Genomic DNA, 26,230 nt, shown 5'->3' with positions numbered 1-26,230 from the left:
TCTTGCGCATGTCTGAGTCAAAACGGCTATTCTTCGCCATTGAATTACCCACCACGCTTCAACGGCAGATTGTTCGCTGGCGCGCCAGCCACTTCCCCGCGGAAGCGGGCCGCCCCGTCGTCGCCGCCAATATGCACCTGACGTTAGCCTTTCTTGGTGAAGTAAGCGCTGAAAAGCAGCGCGCGTTAAGCGCAATGGCCGGACGCATTTCGCAGCCGGGGTTTACGCTGCATCTTGACGATGCCGGGCAATGGCTGCGCTCTCGGGTGGTCTGGCTGGGGACGCGGCAGCCCCCTCGCGGACTGCTACAGCTCGCCAACATGCTGCGGGCGCAGGCCGCGCGCAGCGGCTGTTATCAGAGCCCGCAGCCGTTTCATCCCCACATTACCCTGCTGCGCGATGCGGGTCAGGCCGTTGCCATCCCGCCACCGGGCTTTCACTGGTCCTTTCAGGTGAATGAATTTGCGCTGTACGAATCTGCCTTTGTACAAGGACGCACCCGCTATACTCCGCTCCAGCGCTGGACGCTGGGCGACACGTTAAGGAATCCTGATGAAGTTTAGCCCTGCACTCCAGCCCGCCACGCTGATCCAGCGTTACAAACGCTTTCTCGCTGACGTGATCACCCCTGAGGGCGAAACGCTCACGCTGCACTGCCCTAACACCGGCGCCATGACCGGTTGCGCCACGCCGGGTGACACGGTCTGGTATTCCACATCAGAAAATACTAAACGCAAATATCCTCATACCTGGGAAATGACCGAGACGCAAAGCGGGGCATTTATTTGCGTGAATACCCTGCGCGCAAATCAGCTGGTTAAGGAAGCCCTGACAAATGGAATGCTTCCTGAACTGGTGGGTTACGGCACGCAAAAAAGCGAAGTGAAATATGGCGATGAAGGCAGCAGAATTGATTTTATGTTACAGGCGGAAGACCGCCCTGAGTGCTATATTGAAGTGAAATCAGTGACGTTAGCGGAACAGGAAAACGGCTTCTTTCCGGATGCGGTAACGCTACGTGGCCAGAAGCATCTGCGAGAGCTAATGAGTGTAGCGGCGGCGGGCAAGCGCGCCGTGTTGCTGTTTGCGGTTCTGCATTCAGCCATTGAACGGTTTTCCCCGGCCCGTCATATTGATCCTAAATACGCGCAATTGTTGAATGAGGCACAAAAGCAGGGGGTAGAGATTTTCGCCTATAAAGCGGAACTTTCTGCCGATAATATGACTCTGAGATCCTCTCTTCCCATTGTCTTATAAGGGATTAGACGATTGACTAATAAGTGTTCTGGCCGCGTGCGCAAATACGCTTTTCCTCACAGGGTTGTCAAGTGTTACGTTTAGATAATTGCCATACGGAAAAGCATCTGCTATTTATAGCGACCTGATTTTTCCCCCAACACGGGGATCGATAGTGCGTGTTAAGGAGAAGCAACATGCAAGAAGGGCAAAACCGTAAAACATCGTCCCTGAGTATTCTCGCCATCGCTGGGGTGGAGCCGTATCAAGAGAAGCCGGGCGAAGAGTATATGAACGAAGCCCAGCTGTCGCACTTCAAGCGTATTCTTGAAGCATGGCGTAATCAACTCAGGGATGAAGTCGATCGCACCGTTACACATATGCAGGATGAAGCTGCTAACTTCCCGGACCCGGTCGACCGTGCCGCTCAGGAAGAAGAGTTCAGCCTCGAACTGCGTAACCGTGACCGCGAGCGCAAACTGATCAAAAAGATCGAAAAAACGCTGAAGAAGGTCGAGGACGAAGATTTTGGCTACTGCGAATCCTGCGGTGTTGAAATCGGTATTCGTCGCCTGGAAGCGCGTCCAACAGCCGATCTGTGCATCGACTGTAAAACGCTGGCAGAAATCCGCGAAAAACAGATGGCCGGCTAACGCCTGCCCTCTCACTACTCAGCTAAGGCGGGAGTCTCTCCCGCCTTGTTACCGTTGATATGTCTGAATCTCACTATATCGGGCGCTTTGCGCCATCTCCCTCCGGTGAATTACACTTCGGCTCATTAATTGCCGCGCTCGGCAGCTACCTACAGGCTCGCGCCCGTCAGGGTCAATGGCTGGTCCGCATTGAAGATATCGATCCTCCACGTGAAGTTCCCGGTGCAGCAGAAACTATTCTGCGTCAGCTGGAACATTACGGTCTTCACTGGGACGGCGACATACTCTGGCAGTCTCAACGCCATGATGCCTACCGTGAACGTCTGGCGTGGCTTGCTGAACAGGGCCTTTCCTATAACTGCACCTGCACGCGGGCGCGAATTCAGAGCGTGGGTGGCGTTTACGACGGCCACTGCCGTACGCGGCACAACGGTCCTGAGAATGCCGCCGTGCGGCTGATACAGCGTTCTCCGGTGACGCAGTTTACCGACGTACTCTCAGGAACAATTCAGGCGGATGAACGCCTGGCGCGTGAAGATTTTATTATTCACCGTCGTGATGGTTTGTTTGCCTATAACCTGGCGGTGGTTGTCGATGACCATTTCCAGGGTGTTACGGAAATCGTGCGCGGGGCGGATCTGGTTGAGCCTACCGTGCGGCAAATATCGCTTTACCAGCAGTTTGGCTGGGCGGTGCCGGATTACATCCATCTGCCGCTGGCAGTCAATGAACAGGGAAATAAGCTATCGAAACAGAATCATGCCCCGGCGCTGCCTGACGGCGATCCGCGCCCGGTTTTGATCGACGCGCTGCGATTTCTCAACCAGAATGTAACGCAGGAATGGCAGGATCTGAGTCTGGATGAATTGCTGAAAACGGCCATTGCTGACTGGGCGCTTATGGCCGTGCCAAAAATCCAGCATTCTCAAATGCGTTGCGCTGAGCTATGATTAGCCGCTTTTTTGATAACAAAACACACTACGAGGTGTACTATTTTTACCCGAGTCGCTAATTTTTGCCGTAAAGTGCTGAGCCGCGAAGAGAGCATGGCGAACGACGCTATTGCACAGCCACACATGTCGGTCATTCCGCGTGAGCAGCACAATATTTCCCGCAAAGATATCAGTGAAAATGCCCTCAAGGTGCTCTATCGTCTGAATAAAGCAGGCTACGAGGCCTATCTCGTCGGCGGCGGGGTGCGCGATTTACTGCTGGGCAAAAAACCAAAAGATTTCGACGTGACGACCAGCGCCACGCCTGAGCAGGTGCGTAAATTATTCCGCAACTGCCGTCTGGTTGGCCGCCGTTTCCGTCTGGCGCACGTGATGTTTGGACCGGAAATTATTGAAGTGGCGACCTTCCGCGGTCACCACGAAGCGGGCGTTAACGATCGCACGACTTCCCAGCGCGGCCAAAACGGTATGCTGCTGCGCGACAACATCTTCGGCTCTATTGAAGAAGATGCTCAGCGTCGCGATTTCACCATCAACAGCCTTTACTACAGTGTGGCGGATTTTACCGTGCGCGATTACGTCGGCGGTATGCAGGATCTGAAAGATGGTCTGATTCGCCTGATCGGTACGCCGGAAACACGCTATCGCGAAGATCCGGTCCGAATGCTGCGCGCCGTGCGTTTCGCCGCCAAGCTGAACATGCGTATCAGCCCGGAAACCGCAGAGCCGATCCCGCGCCTGGCGACGCTGATCAACGACGTGCCCCCTGCCCGTCTGTTTGAGGAGTCGTTAAAGCTGCTCCAGGCAGGCTACGGGTTTGAAACCTACAACCTGCTGCGTGAGTACAACCTGTTCCAGCCGCTGTTCCCGACCATTACCCGCTACTTCACCGAAAACGGTGACAGCGCAATGGAGCGGATAATTGCGCAGGTGCTGAAGAACACCGATACCCGTATTCATAACGATATGCGCGTGAATCCGGCGTTCCTGTTCGCGGCCATGTTCTGGTATCCGCTGCTGGAAACGGCGCAGCGCATTACCCAGGAGAGCGGTCTCGCCTATTATGATGCGTTCGCGCTGGCGGCAAACGACGTGCTGGACGAAGGCTGTCGCACGCTGGCGATCCCGAAACGTATTACCACGCTGGTGCGTGATATCTGGCAGCTTCAGCTGCGTATGTCCCGCCGTCAGGGTAAACGCGCCTGGAAGCTGATGGAGCATCCTAAGTTCCGCGCCGCGTTCGATCTGCTCTCTCTGCGTGCTGAAGTTGAAAGGAACCCGGAACTACAGCGCCTGGCGCAGTGGTGGGGCGAGTTTCAGGTTTCTGCGCCACCGGAGCAAAAAGATATGCTTACGGATCTGGATGATGAACCGGCACCGCGCCGTCGTCACCGTCGCCCGCGCAAACGCGCACCGCGTCGTGAAGGTACGGCATGACCCTTGCGTATATCGCCATCGGCAGCAATCTGGCCTCTCCGCTGGAGCAGGTTAACGCTGCCGTCCAGGCCCTGGGAGAGATCCCCCAAAGCCGCATTGTCGCGCTGTCCTCATTTTACCGTACGCCGCCGCTCGGCCCGCAGGATCAACCTGATTATCTGAACGCCGCCGTGGTGCTGGAAACGACCCTTGACGCAGAAACGCTGCTGGATAATACCCAGCGTATTGAGCTACAGCAGGGTCGTGTCCGCAAAGCCGAACGCTGGGGACCGCGCACGCTCGATCTCGATATTATGCTTTTCGGTCACGAGGTGATTAACACCGAACGCCTCACCGTTCCGCATTACGACATGAAAAACCGCGGGTTTATGCTCTGGCCGCTGTTTGAAGTCGCGCCCGATCTCACCTTCCCTGACGGCGCCTCGCTGCAAGCCGTTCTGCAAAATCTCAACGCGGATAAACCGGCCCGCTGGTAATCCCGCCTCCGCATCGATTAACCATTCCTTATTTGCGGTTAATCGATTGCCTAAAATCATTGTTCCCTCAAATGTTACTGTTAGAATGCGCAAAGATTCGCTTTTGGGCCATCAGGAAACAGTATGAAACCAACCACCATCTCCTTATTGCAGAAATGCAAACAGGAAAAAAAACGCTTCGCCACTATCACCGCGTATGACTACAGCTTCGCAAAACTGTTTGCCGAAGAAGGGATCAACGTCATGCTGGTCGGAGACTCGTTAGGGATGACGGTACAAGGACATGATTCCACTCTGCCGGTCACGGTCGAGGATATTGCTTACCATACCCGCGCCGTGCGCCGGGGTGCCCCCGCCTGCCTGCTGCTTTCCGATCTGCCGTTTATGGCGTATGCCACCCCGGAGCAGGCCTTCGAAAATGCGGCGACAGTGATGCGCGCCGGCGCCAATATGGTCAAAATCGAAGGCGGCGCCTGGCTGGTCGATACGGTGAAAATGCTCACCGACCGCGCCGTGCCGGTTTGTGGTCATTTGGGGCTGACGCCGCAGTCGGTCAACATCTTTGGCGGATATAAGGTGCAGGGCCGAGGCGATGCGGCGCAGACGCTGTTTGATGATGCCGTGGCGCTGGAAGCCGCGGGCGCGCAGCTGCTGGTGCTGGAGTGTGTGCCGGTTGAGCTGGCTAAGCGTATCACTGAGGCGCTGTCGATTCCGGTGATCGGCATCGGCGCGGGTAACGTCACCGATGGCCAGATTCTGGTCATGCACGACGCCTTCGGGATCACCGGCGGCCATATTCCAAAATTTGCTAAAAATTTCCTGTCAGAAGCAGGCGACATGCGTGCTGCTGTGCGGCAGTATATTGCCGAGGTTGAGTCCGGCGTTTATCCGGGCGAAGAACACAGTTTCCATTAAGGAGTCCAGGTGTGCTAATCATAGAAACCCTGCCGCTGCTGCGTCAGCATATTCGTCGGGCGCGTCATGAAGGTAAACGTATCGCCCTTGTCCCAACCATGGGCAACCTGCACGACGGCCATATGAAGCTGGTCGATGAAGCGAGAGCCCGGGCAGATATCGTGGTAGTTAGTATCTTCGTTAACCCGATGCAGTTCGATCGCGAAGACGATCTGGCGCGCTACCCACGTACCTTGCAGGAAGATTGCGAAAAGCTCAAAAAACGTCATGCGGATATCGTCTTCGCACCGGCACCCGCAGATGTGTATCCCCAGGGCACCACTGAATCGACCTACGTCGACGTGCCGGGTATTTCGACCATGCTGGAGGGCGCCAGCCGCCCGGGCCATTTCCGTGGCGTCTCCACCATCGTCAGCAAGCTGTTTAACCTGGTGCAGCCGGACATCGCCTGCTTTGGCGAGAAAGATTTCCAGCAGCTGGCGCTGATCCGCAAAATGGTTGCCGACATGGGCTACGACATCGAGATCGTCGGCGTGCCGATTGTACGCGCGAAAGATGGCCTGGCGCTCAGTTCCCGTAACGGCTATCTGACCGCCGAACAGCGTAAAATTGCGCCGGGCTTAAGCAAAGTCATGAATACCATGGCAGAGCAACTGCTGGCAAAAGAGTTAACAGCAGAAGAGATCATCGCCCTGGCTGAACAGGCGCTGAACGAGAAAGGTCTTCGTGCTGACGACGTTCAAATTCGGGATGCCGATACGCTTCTGGCACTTACAGAGACCAGCAAACGTGCGGTAATTCTGGTGGCGGCATGGCTCGGCCAGGCCCGCCTTATCGATAACAAAGTGGTTGAGCTGGCGTAGTTTTTCTACCCGGAAGATGAAAGGTAAACGTAATGATTCGCAAAATGCTGCAAGGTAAACTTCACCGTGTGAAAGTCACTCAGGCCGACCTGCATTATGAAGGCTCCTGCGCGATCGACCAGGATTTTCTCGACGCGGCGGGTATTCTCGAAAACGAAGCCATTGATATCTGGAACGTAAATAACGGCAAACGCTTCTCTACCTACGCCATTGCCGCTGAGCGCGGGTCCAAAATCATCTCCGTCAACGGGGCGGCGGCGCACTGCGCGGACGTAGGCGATATCGTGATTATCGCCAGCTTTGTCATGATGTCTGACGAAGAAGCGCGTCGCTGGCAGCCAAAAGTAGCCTACTTTGAAGGCGACAATGAGATGAAACGTACCGCGAAGGCGATTCCGGTACAGGTTGCCTGATAATATTTATCCCACGACCCATTCCTGCGCATTTATTAAATGAATGGGTCTTTAAAAAGCATTTATAGAATTAATATTCAAACTCTCCCCGCACAACCAGACAATCCCATCACATTGATAACAAATAATTTTAAATTTACTAAACTATTCATTTAGTTTAAATCACGCACAACATCTATATTTCATTGAGATTAACAATATAATTCGCCACGAAATTTAATTTCAAATAAAAGATTTACGGGCACTTATTATTCACTCAACGAATATGGATATTTAAATGATTTCTAAAAAATATGGTTTGGCAATTGCTATGGCAAGCGTATTGGCTGCGGGTTCAGCGGTAGCAGCAGATCCTGACACCGGCACTATTACTTTCCACGGCATGGTTTCTAACAATACTTGCCAGGTCTCCCTTGACCAGAAAATCGATCAGAACGGTAACGATTTTGACGTGACTCTGGACACTGTATTTGTGCGTGATTTCGCAAACGCACTGGGTAGCACCAGCACCCTGGGTGAAAAGAAATTCAGCCTTTCACTGACCGGTTGTGATACCGCAACTGTGAAGAAAGCATCTGCACAGTTCTCTTCCTGGGCTGGCTCCTCTTCTACCGAAGGCGGTCTGCTGGTTCCACCAAGCAATGCTCAGGGTTCAGCTAAGAACGTTAACCTGGTGCTGTCAAACGACGGTAACTCAGCTGTCGATCAGATCAAAATTGACCAGACTAACAACTCCCAGAAAGCAACCATCGATGAAACTTCTGGCGCAGGAAACCTGTACTACCGCGTAGCGTACACCCAGGGTCAGGGTTGGGATGCAACAAGTAATCCAGTTTCTGCTGGTACCGTGCAGGCACAGGTTGCCTTCACCATGATTTACGAATAAGAGATTCGTAAACTTTAAATTAAGCAATCCTTCATGATGAATGAGGGATTGCTTGTGTAATTCCAAAAGGAAGTGGAAAAAATGTCTCATTCAGTCTTCATTAAAAGTTTTCAAGCCGTATTGCTCGCAACTGCCGTTTTGGCCACATCGAATGCAAGTGCGGATATTGTTATTTCCGGCACCCGTATTATCTATCCACAGTCATCGAAGGATGTTGTTGTTAATCTCGATAACCATGGAACCAAACCGCTTTTGGTTCAAACCTGGCTTGATGATGGGCGTGATGGCGTAAATCCGGAAGAGTTAAAGCTTCCTTTTATCATTACCCCTCCAGTATCCCGTATTGACCCGAAAAAAGGCCAATCCGTACGTATTACCTACACAGGTACACCTTTACCACAGGATCGTGAATCGCTTTTCTGGTTCAATGTCCTGGAGATTCCACCAAAATCAAAAGCTGCGGATAAAGAGAATCTTAACCAGCTTCAGCTGGCATTCAGAACACGTATTAAATTCTTTTACCGTCCTGACGGGTTAAAAGGCTCGGCAGGTGAAGCAGCTGAGCATTTGACATGGACGCAGAAAAAAGAAGGAAACGCGGTTAAGCTTGTTGCCCATAATAATTCACCGTATAACGTCTCCGTTTCGGCGGTAACCATTAAAGCCAGTCAAAAAACATACGACGTTGATCATAAGGCCGTTCCACCGTTCAGTGATACCACAATGACGGTTAAAGGTTTAGCTTCTGCCGTAAATGGTAAAGTAGAGTTTGATTCTATTAATGACTATGGCGGCACAGACCATCACGAAGCGGGACTAAAATAGAGCACCCTTTAATACATATAATAATTAATAGCATTAACTCTGTGGAGAGGACCCTCTCTGCACTGATTAAGTGGATGTGCCATGTTATTTAAACGTTCTCTTTTATGTCTTACGATAAGTGCAGCATTGCCTTTTTATGCCTGTGCAGAAAATATCACGCCAGCAAAAGATCTGCCTGATAATGAAGAAGAGGTCGAGTTTAACGATCAATTTCTTTTAAATGGCAGCGCTAATATTGATATTAATCGTTTTTCACATGGCAACCCGGTTTTACCGGGGACCTATCGCACTAAGATCAACCTGAACGGTAAACTGAAGTCCACCGTGGAGGTCACGTTTAAAGATAACGGAACACCTCGTGCGACCCCGTGCATAACAAAACTGCTGCTGTCACAATCGGGTGTCGACACCAGCACATTGCCTGACGGACCGGAAGACGATGAAACCTGCATCGATATTAAAAAATCTTTCGCTGGCGCTACGGTTAGCTATGACAGTGGCAAGCAGGCTATGGATTTTAATTTTCCCCAGATTTATGTGCTGAAACGCCCGGCGGGCTATGTCGATCCATCGTTGTGGGATAACGGGATCCCTGCCGCTCTGCTCTCTTATGACATGAACGGCTGGCGTAGCGAGAACAACGGCAGTACATCAGAAAGTGCATATGTAGGGTTACGCTATGGTCTGAATATGGGGCCATGGCGCCTGCGCTCGCGTGGCAATTTTAACTGGGACAAAGATAGCGGCACAAAATACTCCAGTCAGGATGTCTATTTGCAGCGCGATATTACACCATTGAGTGCCCAGTTTGTCATCGGCGACTCTTACACGCGTGGCGAGGCATTTAACTCTATGAGCCTTCGCGGCGCACGCATGTACAGTGACGATCGCATGTTGCCAATGGGGTCCACAGGCTACGCGCCTGTCATTCGGGGTGTCGCGAACAGTAACGCGAAGGTCAGCGTCACGCAGAGCGGCAATAAGATTTATGAAACCTCGGTGCCACCAGGCGCGTTTGAAATAAACGACCTGAGTACCACAGGTTACGGAAATGATTTACTGGTAACGATTGAAGAAGCGGATGGCAGCAAACGCTCCTTTACCGTACCCTTTTCATCCGTCACGCAGATGCTCCGTCCGGGAGCCTCTCGCTGGGACGTCGGTTTAGGTGAATTAAATGACGATTCACTGATTGATGCGCCTAAAGTGGGTTACGGTACGCTTTACTATGGCCTGAATAATACGTTCACGGGTTATATTGGCGCGCAATATACCGACATGGATTTTTATGCCGGTATTCTCGGCGTGGCAATGAACACCCCTGTTGGTGCGTTTGCATTCGACGTTACGCAATCTTATGCAGATATTGAGGGGCTGGATAAATTAAGCGGGCAAAGTTATCGTTTAACCTACAGCAAAATGATTGAGTCGACGAATACTTCCTTTAACGTTGCGGCTTATCGTTTCTCGACGGAAGACTACCTGACGCTTAACGATGCGGCGCAACTTCAGGACAGTATTAGGCACCAGAAGTACTCAAACCGTAGCTATGACTCAAACGAAGCGCTATATGCAGACTATCAGCGCACCAAAAACCAGGTGCAAATTAGTCTTAACCAACCGCTAACCTCCGGAGAAGACAATTTTGGCTCCCTGTATGTAAGCGGCACCTGGCAGGATTACTGGAACGCGACGGGCTCTACTTCCAATTACAATATTGGGTATAACAATAGCTTCACCTACGGCAGCTACAGCTTGTCAATACAGCGAACCTATGATCAGAACGGCAAGAAAGACGACAGCGTTTATTTAAGCCTAAGCATTCCATTAAGTGTATTCTCAAAAGATAGAGGGAATGCCGGTGGATTCTCGAACATCAATATGGGATTACGTTCCGACCTTAAAGGCGGCACAAGTTTTAACACGTCCGCGGGTGGAAATACGCAAGATAATAAGGTGAGTTATTCCGTTAGCGCCTCGTCAAACAGTGGTAATTATGGTGACCTGAATCAGATAAGCGGCTACGGGTCCTATAACAGTGAATATGGCCCGCTGGGTTTATCTGCCTCTTTTGGTGATGACAACAGTAAACAATATTCTGCCTCCTATAACGGTGGCATGGTCATCCATTCAGGAGGTATTGCATTTGCGCCAGGGAGTATTGGTGACAACGATGCGCTGGCACTGGTCAAAGCGAGTGGTGCGAAAGGCGCCGGTATCGGCTTTGGTAACAGCGAAATAGGCAGTTCCGGCTATGGCATTCTGCCTTATATGTCTGCCTACCGTGAAAACCGCGTATACCTTGATATCAGCACGCTGGAAAACGACGTTGAAATTAAAAACACCAGTGAAATTACGGTTCCCCGCAGTGGTTCCGTTGTGCTGGTTGATTTTGCAACCGATGAAGGTCGTTCATTAATTTTAGAACTTAAGCGCACCGATAACGGATTTATTCCTTTAGGCGCTGATGTTTTAAATGAAAAAAATGAATCTATTGGCACCGTGGGACAGGCGGGGCAAGCCTATGTCCGCGGCGTTGAGGATGAAGGCACGCTTCATGTTGTCTGGGGAAGCGATAAAGACAGTAAATGTGACGTGCATTATAACGTCTCATCACATGCTCAAAAAGTAGGACTTACAACGGTGCTCAGCAATCAAGTGTGCCAGATGTAATTATTCGGGAAAATAGACGAGAGTTTGTATGAAAAAAAATCTTTATAGCCTGTCAGTCGTTGCCGTAACGATGCTGGCGTTATCAGGTTCGGCGCTCGCCGAGGGCACGAATCTCGATGTTAACTTTACGGCCAATATCCGTGAAACCACTTGTGATATGAAACTGATGGGCGGTACGGGTTCCGATACGGATCAAACACTGCTCATTGGTAACGGCGGCCAGGTGCGTCTCGACGATGTCAAAGCTGGCACCGCAAATGCCAATTTCAAAATTGTGATTGTTGAATGCCCGGCCTCTCTGACCTCACTGAAAGCCACGGTAAAAGGAAGCCAATCGGGTTATTTGCTTAGCGGCCTTGTTAATCAAAAACCAAAAGCCGATGGAGGCGCAGATTTCTCTGCTGTTGAAATTGCCAGAGCCAGCGCACCGGAGGCCCCTTTTATCATCAACTCTGACGATGATGCTAAGCGACTGGTCTGGAGTGCAACAGAAATCCAGAATAAAGAAGTTCCTTTAGTAGCCACAATACGTGAAACCAAAGTTAATAGCATGACAGTTGGTGATTTTGAGGCTACTGCGACTTTTGAATTTAGCTACGAGTAATTGGTGCAGGAAAACGGAGCAACATTATGAAATTTAAATCTACTTTTATCGCCCTGTCCGTTTCTGCACTTCTGTATTCGGGAATGGCAAACGCAGCAATTACAGGTACTGACAGTGTTAAATTAACGATAAAATCAAAAATAGTCTCGGGCACGTGTACAGCAAAAGTGCTTAACGGTGCAGGAACTGCGTCCACTGAAATTGCGTTTGGCGACGTATATAAAACCGATCTGGTAAATAAGACTCGTGTCGAGCCGTTAAAAATTGCCTTTACAAACTGCTCTGGTGTAACTAAGGCAACGGTAGCCGCAGCGAGTGGTGCAGGTGGGGGATGCTCGGGTCCGAAAACGGACGGAGATTCTTATTCTGCTGGGTTAGCAACAGGCTTCGAAATCTGGTCAGGAGTTGTAGATACTGGCGTAATGTTAAGTTGCAAAAGGCCTCCGGCGGCACAGGAGGTCACCATTGCTGACGGTGTAGGGGAATTCCCGATGAACTCACGCATTGTGATTGCGAAAGACAGAAATATTGCCGATGTTGGCACAGGTGCCGTTACTGCGCCAGTAACCTTCACAGTCACCTATCAATAATTCCAGGAACCAACATGCAACAATCACCGTTTAATATACACCAGCCCGGTCTTGTGTTGCTTATCGGTCTGGCTGGTAGCACTCTGCCTGGCGTAAGCCAGGCAGGTTCAGGTATGGATGTAAACCTGACAGCAAACATCGTTAATAATACCTGTCGGCTAAGCGTCGAAAACGGCGGAGAGATCACTTTGCCGACCGTGTCACGAGACTGGTTTTATAACAGCGACAAGAGCGATCGTTTATCGCCAAACGATGATGAAGCTGGAACGCCTTTTACGATCCACGTAGATGACTGCTATGCGAGCAGTACAGAAGGCGCAACGATTAACAAACTAAAATTTAGTTTTGCTCCGCAAAATGGTTTCTGGAGTAATCACAACCAGGTGTTTAAAAACGATGCCACAGCCGGTGCGGCTGAAAATGTGGGTATCGTTATTTTTTCAGATACGTTCAAAACTAACGTCCTGAACAGCGACGGGACATCAAACGTTATTTACGATGTCGGTGGAAGTAGTGAGAACTATATAAAGGATTATGGCTTTTACGCACGTTATCAGAATATTGGAACGATCACCAGCGGCGCTGTGATAAGTAATGTTCTGGTTAATGTCAGCTACGAATAAAGGGATTTAGGATGAAAAAATACCTCACTATATTAGCGTTCGCAGCGTTCGGGCTGTCTGGCGCAGCACGGGCTAATTTCGAGGAGTGCAAATTTTACGGTAATGATGACTTGCAGATTATGTCTCCAGGTGCACAACCAGTTATCACTCCTCTGCCTGTGGGCACAGTAACAACTCCCATACAGATCAGTAATACGATCATTATGGAAACAACGCCTGCGTTAAAATCTCACTGTGCTGGGGGAAATGACGGTGAAAACACCTATCAGATTACCGACAACTCAATGCTGGCAGGCTACATAGATAACAAAGCCACCTTCCGGACGAATATTCCGGGTATTGTCTATACCCTGGCGATGTATCCCGATGGTAACGGCGTCACCGCGTGGTTCCCGCCCAACGCAGGGTCCTGGTATATGACCGCACCTAATGACGATCACGAAGAGCTGCTTGACGAAAAAACCTGGCATGTGCGCATGGAAATCTATCAAACCAATGGATTTCAGGGTGTTCCTTCGGATGTTAATTTTTTAACGGCCGGTGCAGGCCCGATTGGTCAGATCATTCTGGGCGATCCAAGCGATCCGAAGACATCCGATCACCCTCGTCCCCATGTGAACATGAGCGAGATGTCATTTAGCATTCCATTAAATCGCCCGACCTGTGTCTTACGTGCGCCCACAACGGTAAATCTTGGTGACTGGTATCCCGCAGAAGTCGAAAACGGGAATACCAGCAAAGTCGAGTTCCATGTTACGGGTACATGTGTAAATACAACCGCGGTTTACTATACGTTATCCTCCACACATACCACCGCAGATAAAAAATATTTTACCAATACCGTCGAGAATACTGGTGGTGTTACTGCGGCAGGAGGCGTCGGCGTCATGATTACGGATTCTGAAAATGATCATTACCCCGTGCCGGCAGACAGTTACCAACGTGTCATTGCTATAGGAGAGGTTGTTGGGGATCCTGTTAGTATTATTGACAGATCACTTTGGGCCACGTTGGTCAAAACCGGTAGCGATCCGGTAACCGTCGGTGTTTTCGGTACCACCGTGACCATTCAGACCACGTACGAATAACCTACCCCTGCGGCTGATTGCTGATCAGCCGCGACATCGTCTCCAGCGAATCCGTTCTCAGAATATACAGTCGCTTCAGTAAGAACGGATTATCCCCCGGCTTCACCTTCCCCTTCACCGTTGTCACTGCCAGATGAAAACCGGCATCATTCGCGGCTTTAATCGCTTTATTGTCATACCCGCCAAACGGGTACGAAACATACAGCACGCGCGGGTTGAACTGCGCAAGTGCACGCCGTGAGCGTTCAAAATCGTACAGGATCACGTGATAGCTGCGGCTCAATAAGATGGGGTGTTTATACCCATCCACGCGATGCAGGAAGTGGGTGTGAGACTGAATGTCGAACACATCCTGGATGCCCTTGATTTCCTGAACGCTCATAAACTGTAGCGATCGGGGATCCCACTTCTGCGGGTGACCTTTGATTCGGGATGAAATAATAAACGCCGTCGCGTTGAAGCCATACTCTTTCAGCACCGGATACGCGTAGCGGCTCACCGATTTCAGGCCATCATCAAAAGTGATCACCACCGCTTTCGCGGGGAGGTTCATCTTGTTACGCACGTACCCTTCAAGCTGGTACATTGTCAGCGTGGTATAGCCTTGATCGCGTAACCAGGCCATCTGATTATTAAACGCACGTACGCTGGTTGTCGTGGAGGTATGTCGAAAACGGGTGTTCTCTTCATCACGCAGGATATGGTGGTAGGTCAGAATCGGCAGTCCGTTATCTTCCTGTGCATCCAGGCTGCTGATCCACGCCAGACGATTGCCGATGCGGATCTGAAACCAGGTCTGGTTCAGGCGATCTTTCAGCTTATTCAGAATCGGATAGCGAAGATTGGCGCTTAAGGTGCCAAAGGGCGCGCTTCCGCTGCTGGGGGCATTATACACTGGCGTGTCTTTCCAGGTGATGAGGTTTTGATTGCTGAGCGGCTTGTTCAGATCGCCCAGGCTATCCTCGACGCGTTGCTTACCCTGCACTTTTTCCAGGTGCTCTTTATCAATAAACCCCGTACCGAATCCGAAACGAAATTCATAGTAATCCGCCGCGGCCGGAAAGACGGCGAGGATCTGCCCGGCGCGGACATTGCCCACGTTCACGACAGCATTTCCCACCTGCGCCCAGATGGCTGCATCTTCGGTGGTTTGCATATATTGGGCAGGAAGGCCTTGCTGACTGGTCAGGCTGGCAGACGCACCACCGGAGACCAGTAGCAGAAGGATAAAGATAACGCGCATGAGCATGGGATATAAATCGATACGGAAAATCAGTCGCCATTGTAGCAAAAGCGACATCAATACCAATGTTTAATGCTTATACAGATCGTGAAGCAGAACGAAAGGCGGATTCTTCTGCTGCTGGTGCCACAGGCTGCTCACGCCCGGCGAGCCCTGCGCCACAATGGCGTGACGAAACTCAGCGCTGCTCAACGTTGCGCGCAGCGGATACATCGCTTCGAGTAAAGGCAGGCTGATACCGGAGATCACTTCACAGTTATCATGCTTATGGCTCATTAACGCCGCTGAACGGTAAGGCGCCGCGCCCGATCTGTCGGTGAGAAAAATCACGCCATCACCGGTGTCGGTTTCATGCAGCGCGTCGCACATCATCCGGCTTAGCATATTGGTGCTCAGCCCTCGCCAGTAATTTACCGCACGACATTGCGCCAGAGGGCCAAATCGGGCCTCCAGCTTCAGGAGCATTTCCTGTGCCTCTTCATCGTGGCAGGTGATAACCCATCCCAGCATAACGTCTCTCCTTAGCAGGCGAGTAGTTTATCCAGGTGAAGGTTAGTTTACGGTGATAACTGTCAAAGAAAGTGCCCGGCAAACAGAACGTCGCCGGGCAGAAGATTAGCTACGCAGCCCACGTCCACGCTGGATCAGATACCAGCACAGCAGATAGAACGCCACGATAAATACCGCCAGCACCACAACGGTGGTGAACAGCGGGACATCGGTAATGCCGAGGAAACCAAAGCGGAAGCCGCTGATCATATAGACAATCGGGTTCAGATGCGACAGCGCCTGCCAGAACGGCGGCAGCAGCGTCAGGGAGTAGAACACCCCGCCCAGATAGGTTAGCGGCGTCAGCACAAAGGTCGGGATCAGGCTGATGTCATCGAACCTTTTGGCGAACACGGCGTTCAGCAAGCCGGCCAGTGAGAACAGGATCGCCGTCAGCAATAGCGTGAGCGCCACGAACAGCCACGAGTGCACCTGGAACGGCACGAAGAACAGCGAAATCGCCGTCACCAGAATACCCACGCACAGCCCGCGCGCCACGCCGCCGCCCACGTAACCGGCGATAATGACGTGCGTCGGCACTGGCGCCACCAGCAGCTCTTCAATGTTGCGCTGGAACTTGGCGCTGAAGAATGAGGATGCTACGTTCGCGTAAGCGTTGGTGATCACTGCCATCATGATCAGGCCCGGCACGATAAACTGCATATAGGTAAAGCCGTGCATCTCACCAATGCGGGAGCCAATCAGGTTGCCGAAAATGATGAAGTAGAGCGTCATGGTGATCACCGGCGGCACCAGGGTTTGCACCCAGATGCGCATAAAGCGGTTAATCTCTTTCGCCCAGATGCTTTTCAGCGCGACCCAGTAAAGATGCGTCATGCCTTGTCTCCTTGTTTATCGTGCACCAGAGAGACAAACAGCTCTTCCAGTCGGTTCGCTTTATTACGCATGCTTAATACCTGAACGCCCTGCGCGCTCAACTGGGAGAACACGCTGTTGATTCCCTGCTCGCGCAGCACTTCTACCTCCAGCGTCGAGGTATCGACCAGGCGATAGTTATACCCCTCCAGCTTCGGCAGGGCGCTTTTCGCCGCCAGGTCGAGAATAAAGGTTTCTGATTTCAGCTTGGAGAGCAGGTTCTTCATCGAGGTGTTTTCCACCAGCTCGCCGTGCTGAATGATGCCGATGTTGCGGCACAGCATCTCTGCCTCTTCAAGGTAGTGCGTGGTCAGAATGATGGTGGTGCCTTTGTCGTTCAGATCCTTCAGGAAGCCCCACATGGAACGACGCAGTTCAATATCCACGCCAGCGGTCGGTTCATCAAGAATGAGCAGCTTTGGCTCGTGCATCAGCGCGCGAGCAATCATCAGGCGGCGCTTCATCCCCCCGGACAACATCCGCGCGCGCTCGTTACGCTTCTCCCACAGGTCAAGCTGTTTCAGGTACTTTTCGCTGCGCTCCAGCGCTTCTTTGCGCTCAACGCCATAGTAACCCGCCTGGTTAACAACAATCTGCTGCACCGTCTCAAACGGATTGAAGTTGAATTCCTGCGGCACCAGCCCCAGCTGGCGCTTGGCGTTGACCACGTCTTTTTGCAGATCGTAGCCAAACACGCTGACGCGGCCAGACGTTTTGTTGACCAGCGAGCTGATGATCCCGATGGTGGTGGATTTCCCCGCCCCGTTCGGCCCCAGAAGCGCGTAGAAATCTCCCGCTTCGACTTTAAGATCTATCCCGCGCAGCGCCTGAACGCCCCCCGGGTAGGTTTTTTTGAGCTGTTCAAGCTCCAGTGCAATCGCCATGAATTCAACTTACCTTAAGTTCTGACACACGTTGTGTGGTTTCATTAAAAGTCGGGTTACCCTATAGTAGCGCAACGCAATCACTTGGTTACAGGTCGCTAACCTCCATGAACGACATAGATACACTCATCAGCAACAATGCACTATGGTCAAAAATGCTGGTGGAGGAAGACCCCGGATTTTTTGGAAAACTCGCGCAAGCGCAGAACCCGCGCTTTCTCTGGATTGGATGTTCCGACAGCCGCGTCCCCGCCGAACGTCTGACCGGTCTTGAACCGGGCGAACTGTTTGTTCACCGCAATGTTGCTAACCTCGTTATTCATACCGATCTCAACTGCCTTTCGGTTGTTCAGTATGCCGTTGACGTTCTGGAGGTTGAGCACATCATTATTTGTGGCCACTACGGCTGCGGCGGCGTACAGGCGGCGGTCGAAAATACAGAGCTGGGGTTAATCGATAACTGGCTGCTGCACATCCGTGATATCTGGTTCAAACATAGCTCACTGCTGGGCGAAATGCCGCAGGAGCGCCGTCTCGACACGCTGTGTGAGCTGAACGTGATGGAGCAGGTCTATAACCTGGGCCACTCGACGATTATGCAGTCTGCCTGGAAACGCGGACAGAAGGTCTCCATCCACGGCTGGGCGTACGGTATTCACGACGGCCTGCTACGCAATCTGGAAGTGACCGCCACCAACCGCGAAACGCTGGAACAGCGTTACCGCTCGGGAATTGCCAACCTCAAGCTTAAGCACGTTAACCATAAATAACAAAGCCGGGGGTTTTCACCCTCTCCCTGTGGGAGAGGGCTGGGGTGAGGGCATCAGCCCGCAATTATTCGTCCAGAATCACGACTTTCCCAACATACGGCAGATGGCGATAACGCTGCGCGTAATCAATGCCGTAACCCACCACGAATTCGTCCGGGATGGAGAAACCAACGAACTCCACCGGCACCTGCACTTCACGGCGCTCAGGCTTATCCAGCAGAGTACAAATCGCCAGTGATTTTGGTTCACGCAGGCTCAGGATCTCACGCACTTTAGAGAGCGTGTTGCCGGAGTCGATGATGTCCTCAACAATCAACACATCTTTGCCACGAATATCTTCATCCAGATCTTTCAGGATTTTCACATCACGGGTTGTGGACATGCCGCTGCCGTAGCTGGAGGCGGTCATAAAATCGACCTCGTGCGGCACCTGCACTTCACGGCACAGGTCTGCCATGAACATGAAAGAGCCACGCAACAGACCGACCAGCACCATTTCGCTGCCGCTGTCCTTGTAATGTTCGGTGATTTGACGACCCAGTTCGGCGATACGCGCTTTGATCTCGGCTTCCGGGATCATCACTTCAACAGTATGTTTCATATTACTAACCAAATGATTTTAGTGAAAATCTCTCAATGCGGATGACTCTCGCTCCGGCATCGATACGCAAGCCAGCCATTATACCAGTAAATGGATAAGCCTGGCGTATGAGTTATAAAAAGCAATATTTGTGATTCCGATCACAGTTGTTAATACCTATAATTAATTGCTAGCAAATAATTAACAAAACTGACGAGTACTTTTCTATGGCTGAAACAAAAACTAAACAGCCGCGTCTACTGGTGACATTAACAGCCGCGTTTGCCGCATTCTGCGCGCTGTATTTGTTAATCGGTGGCGTATGGCTGGTCGCGATTGGCGGCTCCTGGTACTACCCGATTGCGGGTCTGGTTATGGTTGGCGTAACCGTCCTGCTTTTACGCAGAAAACAATCTGCTCTGTGGCTGTACGCAGCGTTACTGCTCGCAACCATGATCTGGGGCGTCTGGGAAGTCGGGTTCGACTTCTGGGCGTTGACGCCGCGCAGCGACATTCTGGTCTTCTTCGGTATCTGGCTGATCCTGCCGTTTGTCTGGCGTCGTCTGATCGTCCCTTCCAGTGGCGCCGTGGCCGGTCTGGTCGTTGCCCTGCTGATTAGTGGCGGCATCCTGACCTGGGCCGGTTTTAACGACCCGCAGGAGATCAACGGTACGCTGAACGCGGAATCCACGCCGGCTGCGGCTATTTCGCAGGTGGCGGACGGTGACTGGCCTGCTTATGGTCGTAACCAGGAAGGTCAACGCTACTCCCCGCTGAAGCAGATCAACGCGGACAACGTGAAAAACCTGAAGGAAGCCTGGGTATTCCGTACCGGCGACCTGAAGATGCCAAACGATCCGGGTGAGCTGACCAACGAAGTGACCCCAATTAAAGTGGGCAACATGCTCTACCTGTGTACGGCGCACCAGCGTCTGTTCGCGCTCGACGCGGCTACCGGTAAAGAGAAATGGCACTTTGATCCACAGCTGAACTCCAACCCGTCGTTCCAGCACATTACCTGCCGCGGCGTCTCTTACCACGAAGCGCGCGCCGATAATGCCAGCCCGGAAGTCATTGCCGACTGTCCTCGCCGCATTATGCTGCCGGTGAACGATGGCCGCCTGTTTGCCATTAACGCTGAGACCGGCAAGCTGTGCGAAACCTTCGCCAATAAAGGCATTCTGAATCTTCAGACCAACATGCCGGACACCACGCCGGGCCTGTATGAGCCGACCTCCCCGCCAATCATCACCGATAAAACCATCGTGATTGCCGGTTCGGTAACGGATAACTTCTCCACCCGTGAAACCTCCGGCGTTATCCGTGGTTTCGACGTGAACACCGGTAAACTGCTGTGGGCCTTCGACCCGGGCGCGAAAGATCCTAACGCGATCCCATCGGATGAACACACCTTTACCTTTAACTCACCGAACTCCTGGGCACCGGCAGCGTATGACGCGAAGCTGGACCTGGTCTATCTGCCGATGGGCGTGACCACGCCGGATATCTGGGGCGGTAACCGTACGCCGGAGCAGGAACGTTACGCCAGCTCCATCGTGGCGCTGAACGCAACGACCGGTAAACTGGCATGGAGCTACCAGACCGTTCACCACGATCTGTGGGATATGGATATGCCGTCCCAGCCGACGCTGGCGGACATTACCGTTAACGGTAAAACCGTACCGGTGATTTACGCCCCGGCGAAAACCGGTAACATCTTCGTGCTTGATCGTAGCAACGGTAAGCTGGTTGTTCCTGCGCCGGAAAAACCGGTTCCGCAGGGTGCGGCCAAAGGCGACTACGTCACCAAAACGCAGCCGTTCTCTGACCTGAGCTTCCGTCCGAAGAAAGATCTCAGCGGTGCAGACATGTGGGGTGCCACCATGTTTGACCAGCTGGTATGTCGCGTGATGTTCCACCAGCTGCGCTACGAAGGGATTTTCACCCCGCCGTCAGAGCAGGGTACGCTGGTCTTCCCGGGTAACCTGGGGATGTTCGAATGGGGTGGGATCTCCGTTGACCCTAACCGTCAGGTCGCCATCGCTAACCCAATGGCGCTGCCGTTCGTTTCCCGCCTGATCCCTCGTGGTCCGGGTAACCCAATGGAGCAGCCGAAAGATGCGAAAGGCAGCGGTACCGAAGCCGGTATCCAGCCGCAGTATGGCGTTCCTTATGGTGTGACCCTGAATCCGTTCCTTTCTCCGTTCGGTCTGCCGTGTAAACAGCCTGCCTGGGGTTACATCTCCGGTCTGGATCTGAAGACCAACAAGATCGTCTGGAAGAAACGTATTGGTACGCCACAGGACAGCATGCCGTTCCCGATGCCTGTTCCAGTGCCGTTCAATATGGGTATGCCAATGCTGGGTGGCCCAATCTCCACCGCCGGTAACGTGCTGTTCATCGCGGCAACCGCAGATAACTACCTGCGCGCGTACAACATGACCAACGGTGAGAAACTGTGGCAAGGCCGTCTGCCAGCCGGTGGACAGGCAACGCCGATGACCTATGAAGTGAATGGCAAGCAGTACGTTGTCATCTCTGCGGGTGGTCACGGTTCGTTTGGCACGAAGATGGGCGACTATATTGTCGCGTATGCACTGCCTGACGACGCTAAGTAACGAAAAAGCCCGGTGGCGCTAACGCTTACCGGGCCTACGGGTGCCCTATGTAGGCCGGGTAAGGCGAAGCCGCCACCCGGCTTTTTTTTATACGGTAAAACCGAGCATCATCCCCGTATCTTCATGCTCCAGCAGATGACAGTGGGCCATATAGGCAAACTCTTTCGGCGCCTCGTGGTCGAACTTCACCAGCACCTCGCTGACGCCGCCTTCCACCCTCACCGTATCTTTCCAGCCCGCACGATGCGCCTCCGGCGCTTTACCATTTTCAGACAGAATACGGAACTGCGTGCCGTGGATATGGAACGGGTGCAGCATCATGTCGCCTTCGCCTGAAATCACCCAGCGTTCAAACTGCCCTTTCGTGGCGGCGAACATGGGCGTGTTCATATCGAACGCTTTGCCGTTGATGCGGTTGGCGTTGTGGAAATCGAAACCATGGCCGCCGTGATCCATGCCGCCCATTTTACCGTGGTCCATATTCATATGGCCCATCATCTGGCCGTGATGCATTCCCGCCATGGCCTGATTGCCGTACTTCTTCATCAGCGCCTGCATGCCCATCATGTCTAGCATCGGATCCATAGAAAGCTGAAGTTTACGCTGCGTAAGCCCGTCCAGCGACGGGAGTGCTGGCAGCGTGGTGAGGGTCTCCGGCAGCGTACCGGAGGCGGTGATCTGTAGCGGCTGAATGCGCAGGACCGGATGCGGCTTATCAAACGGCGCAACGGCCATCCCCATCTGGCTGACCGGCAGGGTCACCAGGTCAAACGCTTTGCCATCGCTGATATCCACCAGCACCTCGAAGCGCTCCCCCATCAGCATCGGCAGCTCGCTCACCTTCACCGGCTCCGACAGCAGGCCGCCGTCGCTTGCCACCACGTAAAGCGGGCGTTTATCGCTGGTGGCGAAGTTCAGCGAGCGGGCGTTACAGCCGTTAAGCAGACGTAAGCGCAGCCAGCCTTTTGGCGCGGCATGCTGCGGGTAGATCGCGCCGTTGGTCAGGAGTGTATCGCCAAACCAGCCTACCGCCGCGCTCATTACGTCCAGCTGATAGTCAATTTGCCCGTCAGCGTTGAATTTTTTGTCCTGCACAATCACCGGGACATCGTCGATTCCCCACTGTTTTGGCAGGCGCAGCAGGCGGCTTTCATCGTCTTCAATCAGCACCAGGCCGGCCAGCCCCATCGCCACCTGATGGCCCGTTTTGCCATGCTGATGCGGGTGGAACCAGCAGGTCGCCGCGCGTTGTTCCGGAGTAAAGGTTACGCTGCGTTTACCACCAGGCCTGATAATGCCCTGAGGCCCTCCATCCACTTCGCCCGGGACTTCCAGCCCGTGCCAGTGCAGCGTGGTCTCTTCCGCAAGCGTGTTATGAATGTCTACCCTCACCGCCTTCCCTTTGCGTAACTGCAACGCCGGGCCGAGCAGATTGCCGTTATAGCCCCACGTCGTGGCGGCGTGCTGACCGAACGTGGTTTTACCGGCCTGCACCACAAGCTGAATCCGGCTGCGGGCATCTGCGGCGAGTAATTCAGGAATGGGTAAAGCCGGTCTGTCGGCGGCAAAAACGGCGCGGCTCCAGAGAGGTAACGCGCTGGCAACCCCCAGTGCGGCAGAAAATTTTAAAAAATCACGACGTTGCATGTGCATTTCCTTATTTCCAGCAGGCGATCTTTTGAGCATAAACCCTCCCCTTACCGGAAGGTCAAGCACGGCGGCAATAATAAAGATCGTCGGCCTGGCATCAAGTATGCTAACGTTAATTTTCCGTGATGCAGTGGTAAAGGCAATGAAGACGTTTTTCAGAACAATTTTGTTCGCCAGCCTGATGGCGATGTGTGCGAACAGTTACGCGCTAAGTGAAAACGAAGCGGAAGATATGGCCGATCTGACGGCAGTTTTTGTTTTTCTGAAAAACGATTGTGGTTACCAGAATTTACCCAATGGGCAAATTCGTCGCGCACTGGTCTTTTTTGCCCAGCAGAACCAATGGGACCTCAGCAACTACGACAGCTTCGACATGAAGGCGCTCGGTGAAGACAGCTACCGTGATTTAAGCGGTATTGGCATTCCCACTGCTAAAAAATGCAAAGCGCTGGCTCGCGATTCACTCAGCCTGCTCGCCTACGTGAAGTAACCTTCCCGACGCCCCTTGTTGACCCGTTAACCGCCTCACGGCGGTGTTGTGTTGCGCCCATCTGCCGGATGTAATGGATGTTAACGAAGGAGGTGCTCCCCATGACCGAAAAAACGGTATGGCAAGAAACGCTGCATGACCAGTTTGGTCAGTATTTTGCCGTGGATAACGTGCTCTATCATGAGAAAACCGATCATCAGGATTTGATAATCTTCGAAAACGCCGCCTTTGGCCGCGTGATGGCGCTGGACGGCGTGGTGCAAACCACCGAGCGCGACGAGTTTATCTATCACGAAATGATGACCCACGTCCCGCTGCTGGCCCACGGCCACGCGAAGGACGTGCTGATTATCGGCGGCGGCGACGGCGCGATGCTGCGTGAAGTCTCTCGCCATCAGAATGTCGAAACCATCACCATGGTGGAAATCGACGCCGGTGTGGTGTCGTTCTGCCGCCAGTATCTGCCCAACCATAATGCCGGCAGCTATGACGATCCGCGGTTTAATCTGGTTATCGATGATGGCGTCAATTTTGTTAACCAGACTACGCAAACGTTTGATGTCATTATCTCTGACTGTACCGACCCTATCGGTCCGGGCGCGTCGCTATTTACCTCGTCGTTTTACGAAGGCTGCAAGCGCTGCCTGAAGCCTGGCGGAATTTTTGTGGCGCAAAACGGCGTTTGCTTCCTGCAACAGGATGAAGCGCTTGATAGCCACCGTAAGCTGAGCACCTATTTTGCTGACGTCAGCTTCTACCAGGCGGCGATCCCCACTTACTACGGCGGGATCATGACCTTTGCCTGGGCGACGGATAACGATGTTCTGCGCCATCTTTCTACCGAGATCGTGCAGGCCCGCTTCCACCAGGCCGGACTCCAGTGCCGGTACTACAACCCGGCGATCCACACCGCAGCCTTTGCGTTGCCTCAATATCTGCAAGACGCGCTGTCCTCAAAGGAGGTGAACTAATTGAAAAAGCTTAAACTGCATGGCTTTAACAATCTGACCAAAAGCCTGAGTTTTTGTATTTACGATATCTGCTACGCCAAAACAGCAGAAGAGCGCGATGGTTACATCGCCTATATCGATGAACTCTACAACGCCAACCGTCTGACCGAGATCCTGACAGAGACCTGCTCGATTATCGGCGCGAACATCCTGAATATCGCGCGCCAGGATTATGAGCCTCAGGGTGCGAGCGTCACCATTCTGGTGAGTGAAGAGCCGGTTGACCCGAAGCTTATCGACAAAACCGAGCACCCCGGCCCGCTGCCGGAAGTGGTAGTCGCCCACCTGGATAAAAGCCACATCTGCGTGCACACCTACCCGGAAAGCCACCCGGAAGGCGGGCTGTGTACCTTCCGCGCGGATATTGAAGTGTCGACCTGCGGCGTGATTTCACCGCTGAATGCGTTGAATTATTTAATCCACCAGCTGGAATCCGATATCGTCACTATTGATTATCGCGTGCGCGGTTTTACCCGTGATATCAACGGCATGAAGCACTTCATTGATCATGAGATCAACTCCATTCAGAACTTCATGTCCGAGGACATGAAGTCGCTGTACGACATGATGGATGTGAACGTCTATCAGGAGAATATCTTCCATACCAAGATGATGCTTAAAGAGTTCGATCTTAAGCACTATATGTTCCATACCAGGCCGGAAGATTTAAGTGACGAAGAGCGTAAGGTCATTACCGACCTGCTCTGGAAAGAGATGCGCGAAATTTACTACGGCCGTAACATTCCGACCGTGTAAACGTGATCCGGAGCAGGGACGCTTCGGGGAATTACTTCTGTTTCATAAAATCGCGGTAGGCGTTCAACACGCTCAGGAAGTCTTCCACGCCGCACAGCGACAGGCTCTCTTCGTCGTAGTAACTCATTCCCTCTTCCATCTCATCACCCGAGAACTCAAGTTGGTTGGCGCGCACCATCACCTCTTCGCCATCCATCCAGAGCGTGTATTCGTGCCCGGCGCGTTGCCAGGAGCGTTCACTGCCTTTCACCGTTTCCGCCGCCTGTTCGACTTCATCCAGCAGCGCGAGGTTCTCTTTCACCTCTTCGTTAAACCAGTGTCCAACGGCTTCGTGCCCCATCGACATTCGCACTTTCACCACGCCGGTGATGTCGCGCAAAAATTCGTAATCCATAGCGTTTTCCTCTGCAAAGCCATTAGGGTAATTATCGCAGCAGAGAGGAAGAAAAAAAGCGGGAGAGGTGGGAGGAATGAAAATAAAAAACCCACCGACGTTGCGATGGGTTTTGTAGGCCCGGTAAGCGTAGCGCCACCGGGCAATGGGTCAGGTGCGGAGCGGTCTGGTGCCC

At 52.6% G+C, this 26,230-nt stretch carries 28 protein-coding genes; 21 read left to right on the top strand and 7 right to left on the bottom strand.

The window, feature by feature from the left end:
* Positions 1 to 8: 8 nt before the first annotated feature.
* From thpR to ACOTWU_RS10875, 16 genes are all read left to right on the top strand, one after another.
* A complete protein-coding gene (thpR, locus tag ACOTWU_RS10950) occupies positions 9 to 563 on the top strand; it encodes an RNA 2',3'-cyclic phosphodiesterase (protein WP_003856249.1) in 555 nt (184 codons plus the stop codon).
* The gene (gene sfsA / locus ACOTWU_RS10945; protein WP_017694492.1) at positions 553 to 1,257 is read left to right on the top strand and encodes a DNA/RNA nuclease SfsA; all 705 of its coding nucleotides are present in this window, start codon (positions 553 to 555) and stop codon (positions 1,255 to 1,257) included. Before thpR ends, sfsA begins: the two co-directional genes overlap by 11 nt.
* Before the next feature lie 176 nt (positions 1,258 to 1,433).
* A complete protein-coding gene (gene dksA, locus ACOTWU_RS10940) occupies positions 1,434 to 1,889 on the top strand; it encodes an RNA polymerase-binding protein DksA (protein ID WP_001155232.1) in 456 nt (151 codons plus the stop codon).
* Positions 1,890 to 1,948: 59 nt separating this feature from the next.
* Positions 1,949 to 2,839, top strand: a complete 891-nt coding sequence (gene gluQRS, locus ACOTWU_RS10935; RefSeq protein WP_047731440.1) for a tRNA glutamyl-Q(34) synthetase GluQRS — start codon at positions 1,949 to 1,951, stop codon at positions 2,837 to 2,839.
* A 42-nt stretch (positions 2,840 to 2,881) separates the two neighbouring features.
* The gene (pcnB, locus tag ACOTWU_RS10930) at positions 2,882 to 4,279 is read left to right on the top strand and encodes a polynucleotide adenylyltransferase PcnB (RefSeq protein ID WP_026080645.1); all 1,398 of its coding nucleotides are present in this window, start codon (positions 2,882 to 2,884) and stop codon (positions 4,277 to 4,279) included.
* Positions 4,276 to 4,755, top strand: a complete 480-nt coding sequence (gene folK / locus ACOTWU_RS10925) for a 2-amino-4-hydroxy-6-hydroxymethyldihydropteridine diphosphokinase (RefSeq protein WP_023315424.1) — start codon at positions 4,276 to 4,278, stop codon at positions 4,753 to 4,755. The genes pcnB and folK overlap by 4 nt, the downstream gene beginning before the upstream one ends.
* Before the next feature lie 123 nt (positions 4,756 to 4,878).
* Positions 4,879 to 5,670, top strand: coding sequence for a 3-methyl-2-oxobutanoate hydroxymethyltransferase (gene panB / locus ACOTWU_RS10920; RefSeq protein WP_015572705.1), 792 nt, complete (start codon positions 4,879 to 4,881; stop codon positions 5,668 to 5,670).
* An 11-nt stretch (positions 5,671 to 5,681) separates the two neighbouring features.
* Positions 5,682 to 6,533, top strand: a complete 852-nt coding sequence (gene panC / locus ACOTWU_RS10915) for a pantoate--beta-alanine ligase (RefSeq protein WP_017694494.1) — start codon at positions 5,682 to 5,684, stop codon at positions 6,531 to 6,533.
* A 32-nt stretch (positions 6,534 to 6,565) separates the two neighbouring features.
* On the top strand, positions 6,566 to 6,946 hold the full coding sequence (gene panD / locus ACOTWU_RS10910) for an aspartate 1-decarboxylase (RefSeq protein ID WP_003856284.1): 381 nt from the start codon (positions 6,566 to 6,568) through the stop codon (positions 6,944 to 6,946).
* Positions 6,947 to 7,223: 277 nt separating this feature from the next.
* Positions 7,224 to 7,832 (top strand): fimbrial protein, encoded by a 609-nt coding sequence (locus ACOTWU_RS10905; protein ID WP_017383757.1) that lies wholly within the window; start codon positions 7,224 to 7,226, stop codon positions 7,830 to 7,832.
* Between the two features lie 81 nt (positions 7,833 to 7,913).
* Positions 7,914 to 8,657, top strand: coding sequence for a fimbrial chaperone (locus tag ACOTWU_RS10900; protein ID WP_015572704.1), 744 nt, complete (start codon positions 7,914 to 7,916; stop codon positions 8,655 to 8,657).
* 81 nt (positions 8,658 to 8,738) lie between these two features.
* The gene (locus ACOTWU_RS10895; protein ID WP_126498687.1) at positions 8,739 to 11,330 is read left to right on the top strand and encodes an outer membrane usher protein; all 2,592 of its coding nucleotides are present in this window, start codon (positions 8,739 to 8,741) and stop codon (positions 11,328 to 11,330) included.
* Positions 11,331 to 11,358: 28 nt separating this feature from the next.
* Positions 11,359 to 11,934 carry a fimbrial protein gene (locus ACOTWU_RS10890; RefSeq protein WP_015572703.1) on the top strand — a complete coding sequence of 192 codons (576 nt, stop codon included), beginning with the start codon at positions 11,359 to 11,361 and terminating at the stop codon, positions 11,932 to 11,934.
* Positions 11,935 to 11,960: 26 nt separating this feature from the next.
* A complete protein-coding gene (locus tag ACOTWU_RS10885; RefSeq protein WP_015572702.1) occupies positions 11,961 to 12,524 on the top strand; it encodes a hypothetical protein in 564 nt (187 codons plus the stop codon).
* A gap of 14 nt (positions 12,525 to 12,538) precedes the next feature.
* A complete protein-coding gene (locus ACOTWU_RS10880; RefSeq protein WP_126498688.1) occupies positions 12,539 to 13,147 on the top strand; it encodes a fimbrial-like protein in 609 nt (202 codons plus the stop codon).
* 11 nt (positions 13,148 to 13,158) lie between these two features.
* Positions 13,159 to 14,235 (top strand): fimbrial protein StkG, encoded by a 1,077-nt coding sequence (locus tag ACOTWU_RS10875; RefSeq protein ID WP_126498689.1) that lies wholly within the window; start codon positions 13,159 to 13,161, stop codon positions 14,233 to 14,235.
* 1 nt (position 14,236) lies between these two features.
* On the opposite strand, the gene ACOTWU_RS10870 is transcribed toward ACOTWU_RS10875, so the two are convergent.
* The 4 genes from ACOTWU_RS10870 to ACOTWU_RS10855 all read right to left on the bottom strand — a co-directional run bounded on the left by ACOTWU_RS10870 (position 14,237) and on the right by ACOTWU_RS10855 (position 17,787).
* A complete protein-coding gene (locus ACOTWU_RS10870) occupies positions 14,237 to 15,484 on the bottom strand; it encodes a polysaccharide deacetylase family protein (RefSeq protein ID WP_040117225.1) in 1,248 nt (415 codons plus the stop codon).
* A 63-nt stretch (positions 15,485 to 15,547) separates the two neighbouring features.
* The gene (locus tag ACOTWU_RS10865; RefSeq protein WP_015572698.1) at positions 15,548 to 15,988 is read right to left on the bottom strand and encodes a PTS sugar transporter subunit IIA; all 441 of its coding nucleotides are present in this window, start codon (positions 15,986 to 15,988) and stop codon (positions 15,548 to 15,550) included.
* A gap of 105 nt (positions 15,989 to 16,093) precedes the next feature.
* Complete coding sequence (locus ACOTWU_RS10860) at positions 16,094 to 16,864, bottom strand: ABC transporter permease (RefSeq protein WP_252049381.1); 771 nt, start codon at positions 16,862 to 16,864, stop codon at positions 16,094 to 16,096.
* The gene (locus ACOTWU_RS10855) at positions 16,861 to 17,787 is read right to left on the bottom strand and encodes an ABC transporter ATP-binding protein (RefSeq protein ID WP_017383763.1); all 927 of its coding nucleotides are present in this window, start codon (positions 17,785 to 17,787) and stop codon (positions 16,861 to 16,863) included. The genes ACOTWU_RS10860 and ACOTWU_RS10855 overlap by 4 nt, the downstream gene beginning before the upstream one ends.
* A 107-nt stretch (positions 17,788 to 17,894) precedes the next feature.
* Between ACOTWU_RS10855 and can the strand changes: the two genes are divergently transcribed.
* Positions 17,895 to 18,557 (top strand): carbonate dehydratase, encoded by a 663-nt coding sequence (gene can / locus ACOTWU_RS10850; protein ID WP_003856301.1) that lies wholly within the window; start codon positions 17,895 to 17,897, stop codon positions 18,555 to 18,557.
* A gap of 64 nt (positions 18,558 to 18,621) precedes the next feature.
* Here the strand turns inward: can and hpt are convergent, their stop codons facing one another.
* The gene (gene hpt / locus ACOTWU_RS10845; RefSeq protein ID WP_003856303.1) at positions 18,622 to 19,158 is read right to left on the bottom strand and encodes a hypoxanthine phosphoribosyltransferase; all 537 of its coding nucleotides are present in this window, start codon (positions 19,156 to 19,158) and stop codon (positions 18,622 to 18,624) included.
* A gap of 206 nt (positions 19,159 to 19,364) precedes the next feature.
* Here hpt and ACOTWU_RS10840 point away from each other — a divergent pair, with 206 nt between their 5' ends.
* Positions 19,365 to 21,755 (top strand): glucose/quinate/shikimate family membrane-bound PQQ-dependent dehydrogenase, encoded by a 2,391-nt coding sequence (locus ACOTWU_RS10840; protein WP_003856304.1) that lies wholly within the window; start codon positions 19,365 to 19,367, stop codon positions 21,753 to 21,755.
* An 87-nt stretch (positions 21,756 to 21,842) separates the two neighbouring features.
* Here ACOTWU_RS10840 and cueO read toward each other — a convergent pair whose 3' ends face one another.
* Entirely contained in the window at positions 21,843 to 23,402 is a 1,560-nt protein-coding gene (gene cueO / locus ACOTWU_RS10835) for a multicopper oxidase CueO (protein WP_126498690.1), read from the bottom strand.
* A 145-nt stretch (positions 23,403 to 23,547) separates the two neighbouring features.
* Here cueO and ACOTWU_RS10830 point away from each other — a divergent pair, with 145 nt between their 5' ends.
* The 3 genes from ACOTWU_RS10830 to speD all read left to right on the top strand — a co-directional run bounded on the left by ACOTWU_RS10830 (position 23,548) and on the right by speD (position 25,661).
* A complete protein-coding gene (locus tag ACOTWU_RS10830) occupies positions 23,548 to 23,895 on the top strand; it encodes a YacC family pilotin-like protein (RefSeq protein WP_003856306.1) in 348 nt (115 codons plus the stop codon).
* A 101-nt stretch (positions 23,896 to 23,996) separates the two neighbouring features.
* Positions 23,997 to 24,866, top strand: coding sequence for a polyamine aminopropyltransferase (gene speE, locus ACOTWU_RS10825; RefSeq protein ID WP_015572694.1), 870 nt, complete (start codon positions 23,997 to 23,999; stop codon positions 24,864 to 24,866).
* Positions 24,867 to 25,661, top strand: a complete 795-nt coding sequence (gene speD, locus ACOTWU_RS10820; protein WP_017694500.1) for an adenosylmethionine decarboxylase — start codon at positions 24,867 to 24,869, stop codon at positions 25,659 to 25,661.
* Between the two features lie 31 nt (positions 25,662 to 25,692).
* Here the strand turns inward: speD and yacL are convergent, their stop codons facing one another.
* Positions 25,693 to 26,055, bottom strand: coding sequence for a protein YacL (gene yacL / locus ACOTWU_RS10815; RefSeq protein ID WP_017694501.1), 363 nt, complete (start codon positions 26,053 to 26,055; stop codon positions 25,693 to 25,695).
* Between the last annotated feature and the right edge of the window lie 175 nt (positions 26,056 to 26,230).

The organism is Enterobacter cloacae complex sp. GYL001 (genome assembly GCF_049237125.1).
GTDB classification, from domain to species: domain Bacteria; phylum Pseudomonadota; class Gammaproteobacteria; order Enterobacterales; family Enterobacteriaceae; genus Enterobacter; species Enterobacter hormaechei_C.
This window is presented reverse-complemented; position numbering and strand designations above follow the sequence as displayed.

Bases quoted from the DNA above. Each gene is read 5' to 3' on its own strand.
- thpR (WP_003856249.1), top strand. From the start codon at position 9: ATGTCTGAGTCAAAACGGCTATTCTTCGCCATTGAATTACCCACCACG.
- sfsA (WP_017694492.1), top strand. From the start codon at position 553: ATGAAGTTTAGCCCTGCACTCCAGCCCGCCACGCTGATCCAGCGTTAC.
- dksA (WP_001155232.1), top strand. From the start codon at position 1,434: ATGCAAGAAGGGCAAAACCGTAAAACATCGTCCCTGAGTATTCTCGCC.
- gluQRS (WP_047731440.1), top strand. From the start codon at position 1,949: ATGTCTGAATCTCACTATATCGGGCGCTTTGCGCCATCTCCCTCCGGT.
- folK (WP_023315424.1), top strand. From the start codon at position 4,276: ATGACCCTTGCGTATATCGCCATCGGCAGCAATCTGGCCTCTCCGCTG.
- panB (WP_015572705.1), top strand. From the start codon at position 4,879: ATGAAACCAACCACCATCTCCTTATTGCAGAAATGCAAACAGGAAAAA.
- panD (WP_003856284.1), top strand. From the start codon at position 6,566: ATGATTCGCAAAATGCTGCAAGGTAAACTTCACCGTGTGAAAGTCACT.
- ACOTWU_RS10905 (WP_017383757.1), top strand. From the start codon at position 7,224: ATGATTTCTAAAAAATATGGTTTGGCAATTGCTATGGCAAGCGTATTG.
- ACOTWU_RS10900 (WP_015572704.1), top strand. From the start codon at position 7,914: ATGTCTCATTCAGTCTTCATTAAAAGTTTTCAAGCCGTATTGCTCGCA.
- ACOTWU_RS10895 (WP_126498687.1), top strand. From the start codon at position 8,739: ATGTTATTTAAACGTTCTCTTTTATGTCTTACGATAAGTGCAGCATTG.
- ACOTWU_RS10890 (WP_015572703.1), top strand. From the start codon at position 11,359: ATGAAAAAAAATCTTTATAGCCTGTCAGTCGTTGCCGTAACGATGCTG.
- ACOTWU_RS10885 (WP_015572702.1), top strand. From the start codon at position 11,961: ATGAAATTTAAATCTACTTTTATCGCCCTGTCCGTTTCTGCACTTCTG.
- ACOTWU_RS10880 (WP_126498688.1), top strand. From the start codon at position 12,539: ATGCAACAATCACCGTTTAATATACACCAGCCCGGTCTTGTGTTGCTT.
- ACOTWU_RS10875 (WP_126498689.1), top strand. From the start codon at position 13,159: ATGAAAAAATACCTCACTATATTAGCGTTCGCAGCGTTCGGGCTGTCT.
- ACOTWU_RS10870 (WP_040117225.1), bottom strand. From the start codon at position 15,484: ATGCTCATGCGCGTTATCTTTATCCTTCTGCTACTGGTCTCCGGTGGT.
- ACOTWU_RS10865 (WP_015572698.1), bottom strand. From the start codon at position 15,988: ATGCTGGGATGGGTTATCACCTGCCACGATGAAGAGGCACAGGAAATG.
- ACOTWU_RS10860 (WP_252049381.1), bottom strand. From the start codon at position 16,864: ATGACGCATCTTTACTGGGTCGCGCTGAAAAGCATCTGGGCGAAAGAG.
- ACOTWU_RS10855 (WP_017383763.1), bottom strand. From the start codon at position 17,787: ATGGCGATTGCACTGGAGCTTGAACAGCTCAAAAAAACCTACCCGGGG.
- can (WP_003856301.1), top strand. From the start codon at position 17,895: ATGAACGACATAGATACACTCATCAGCAACAATGCACTATGGTCAAAA.
- hpt (WP_003856303.1), bottom strand. From the start codon at position 19,158: ATGAAACATACTGTTGAAGTGATGATCCCGGAAGCCGAGATCAAAGCG.
- ACOTWU_RS10840 (WP_003856304.1), top strand. From the start codon at position 19,365: ATGGCTGAAACAAAAACTAAACAGCCGCGTCTACTGGTGACATTAACA.
- cueO (WP_126498690.1), bottom strand. From the start codon at position 23,402: ATGCAACGTCGTGATTTTTTAAAATTTTCTGCCGCACTGGGGGTTGCC.
- ACOTWU_RS10830 (WP_003856306.1), top strand. From the start codon at position 23,548: ATGAAGACGTTTTTCAGAACAATTTTGTTCGCCAGCCTGATGGCGATG.
- speE (WP_015572694.1), top strand. From the start codon at position 23,997: ATGACCGAAAAAACGGTATGGCAAGAAACGCTGCATGACCAGTTTGGT.
- yacL (WP_017694501.1), bottom strand. From the start codon at position 26,055: ATGGATTACGAATTTTTGCGCGACATCACCGGCGTGGTGAAAGTGCGA.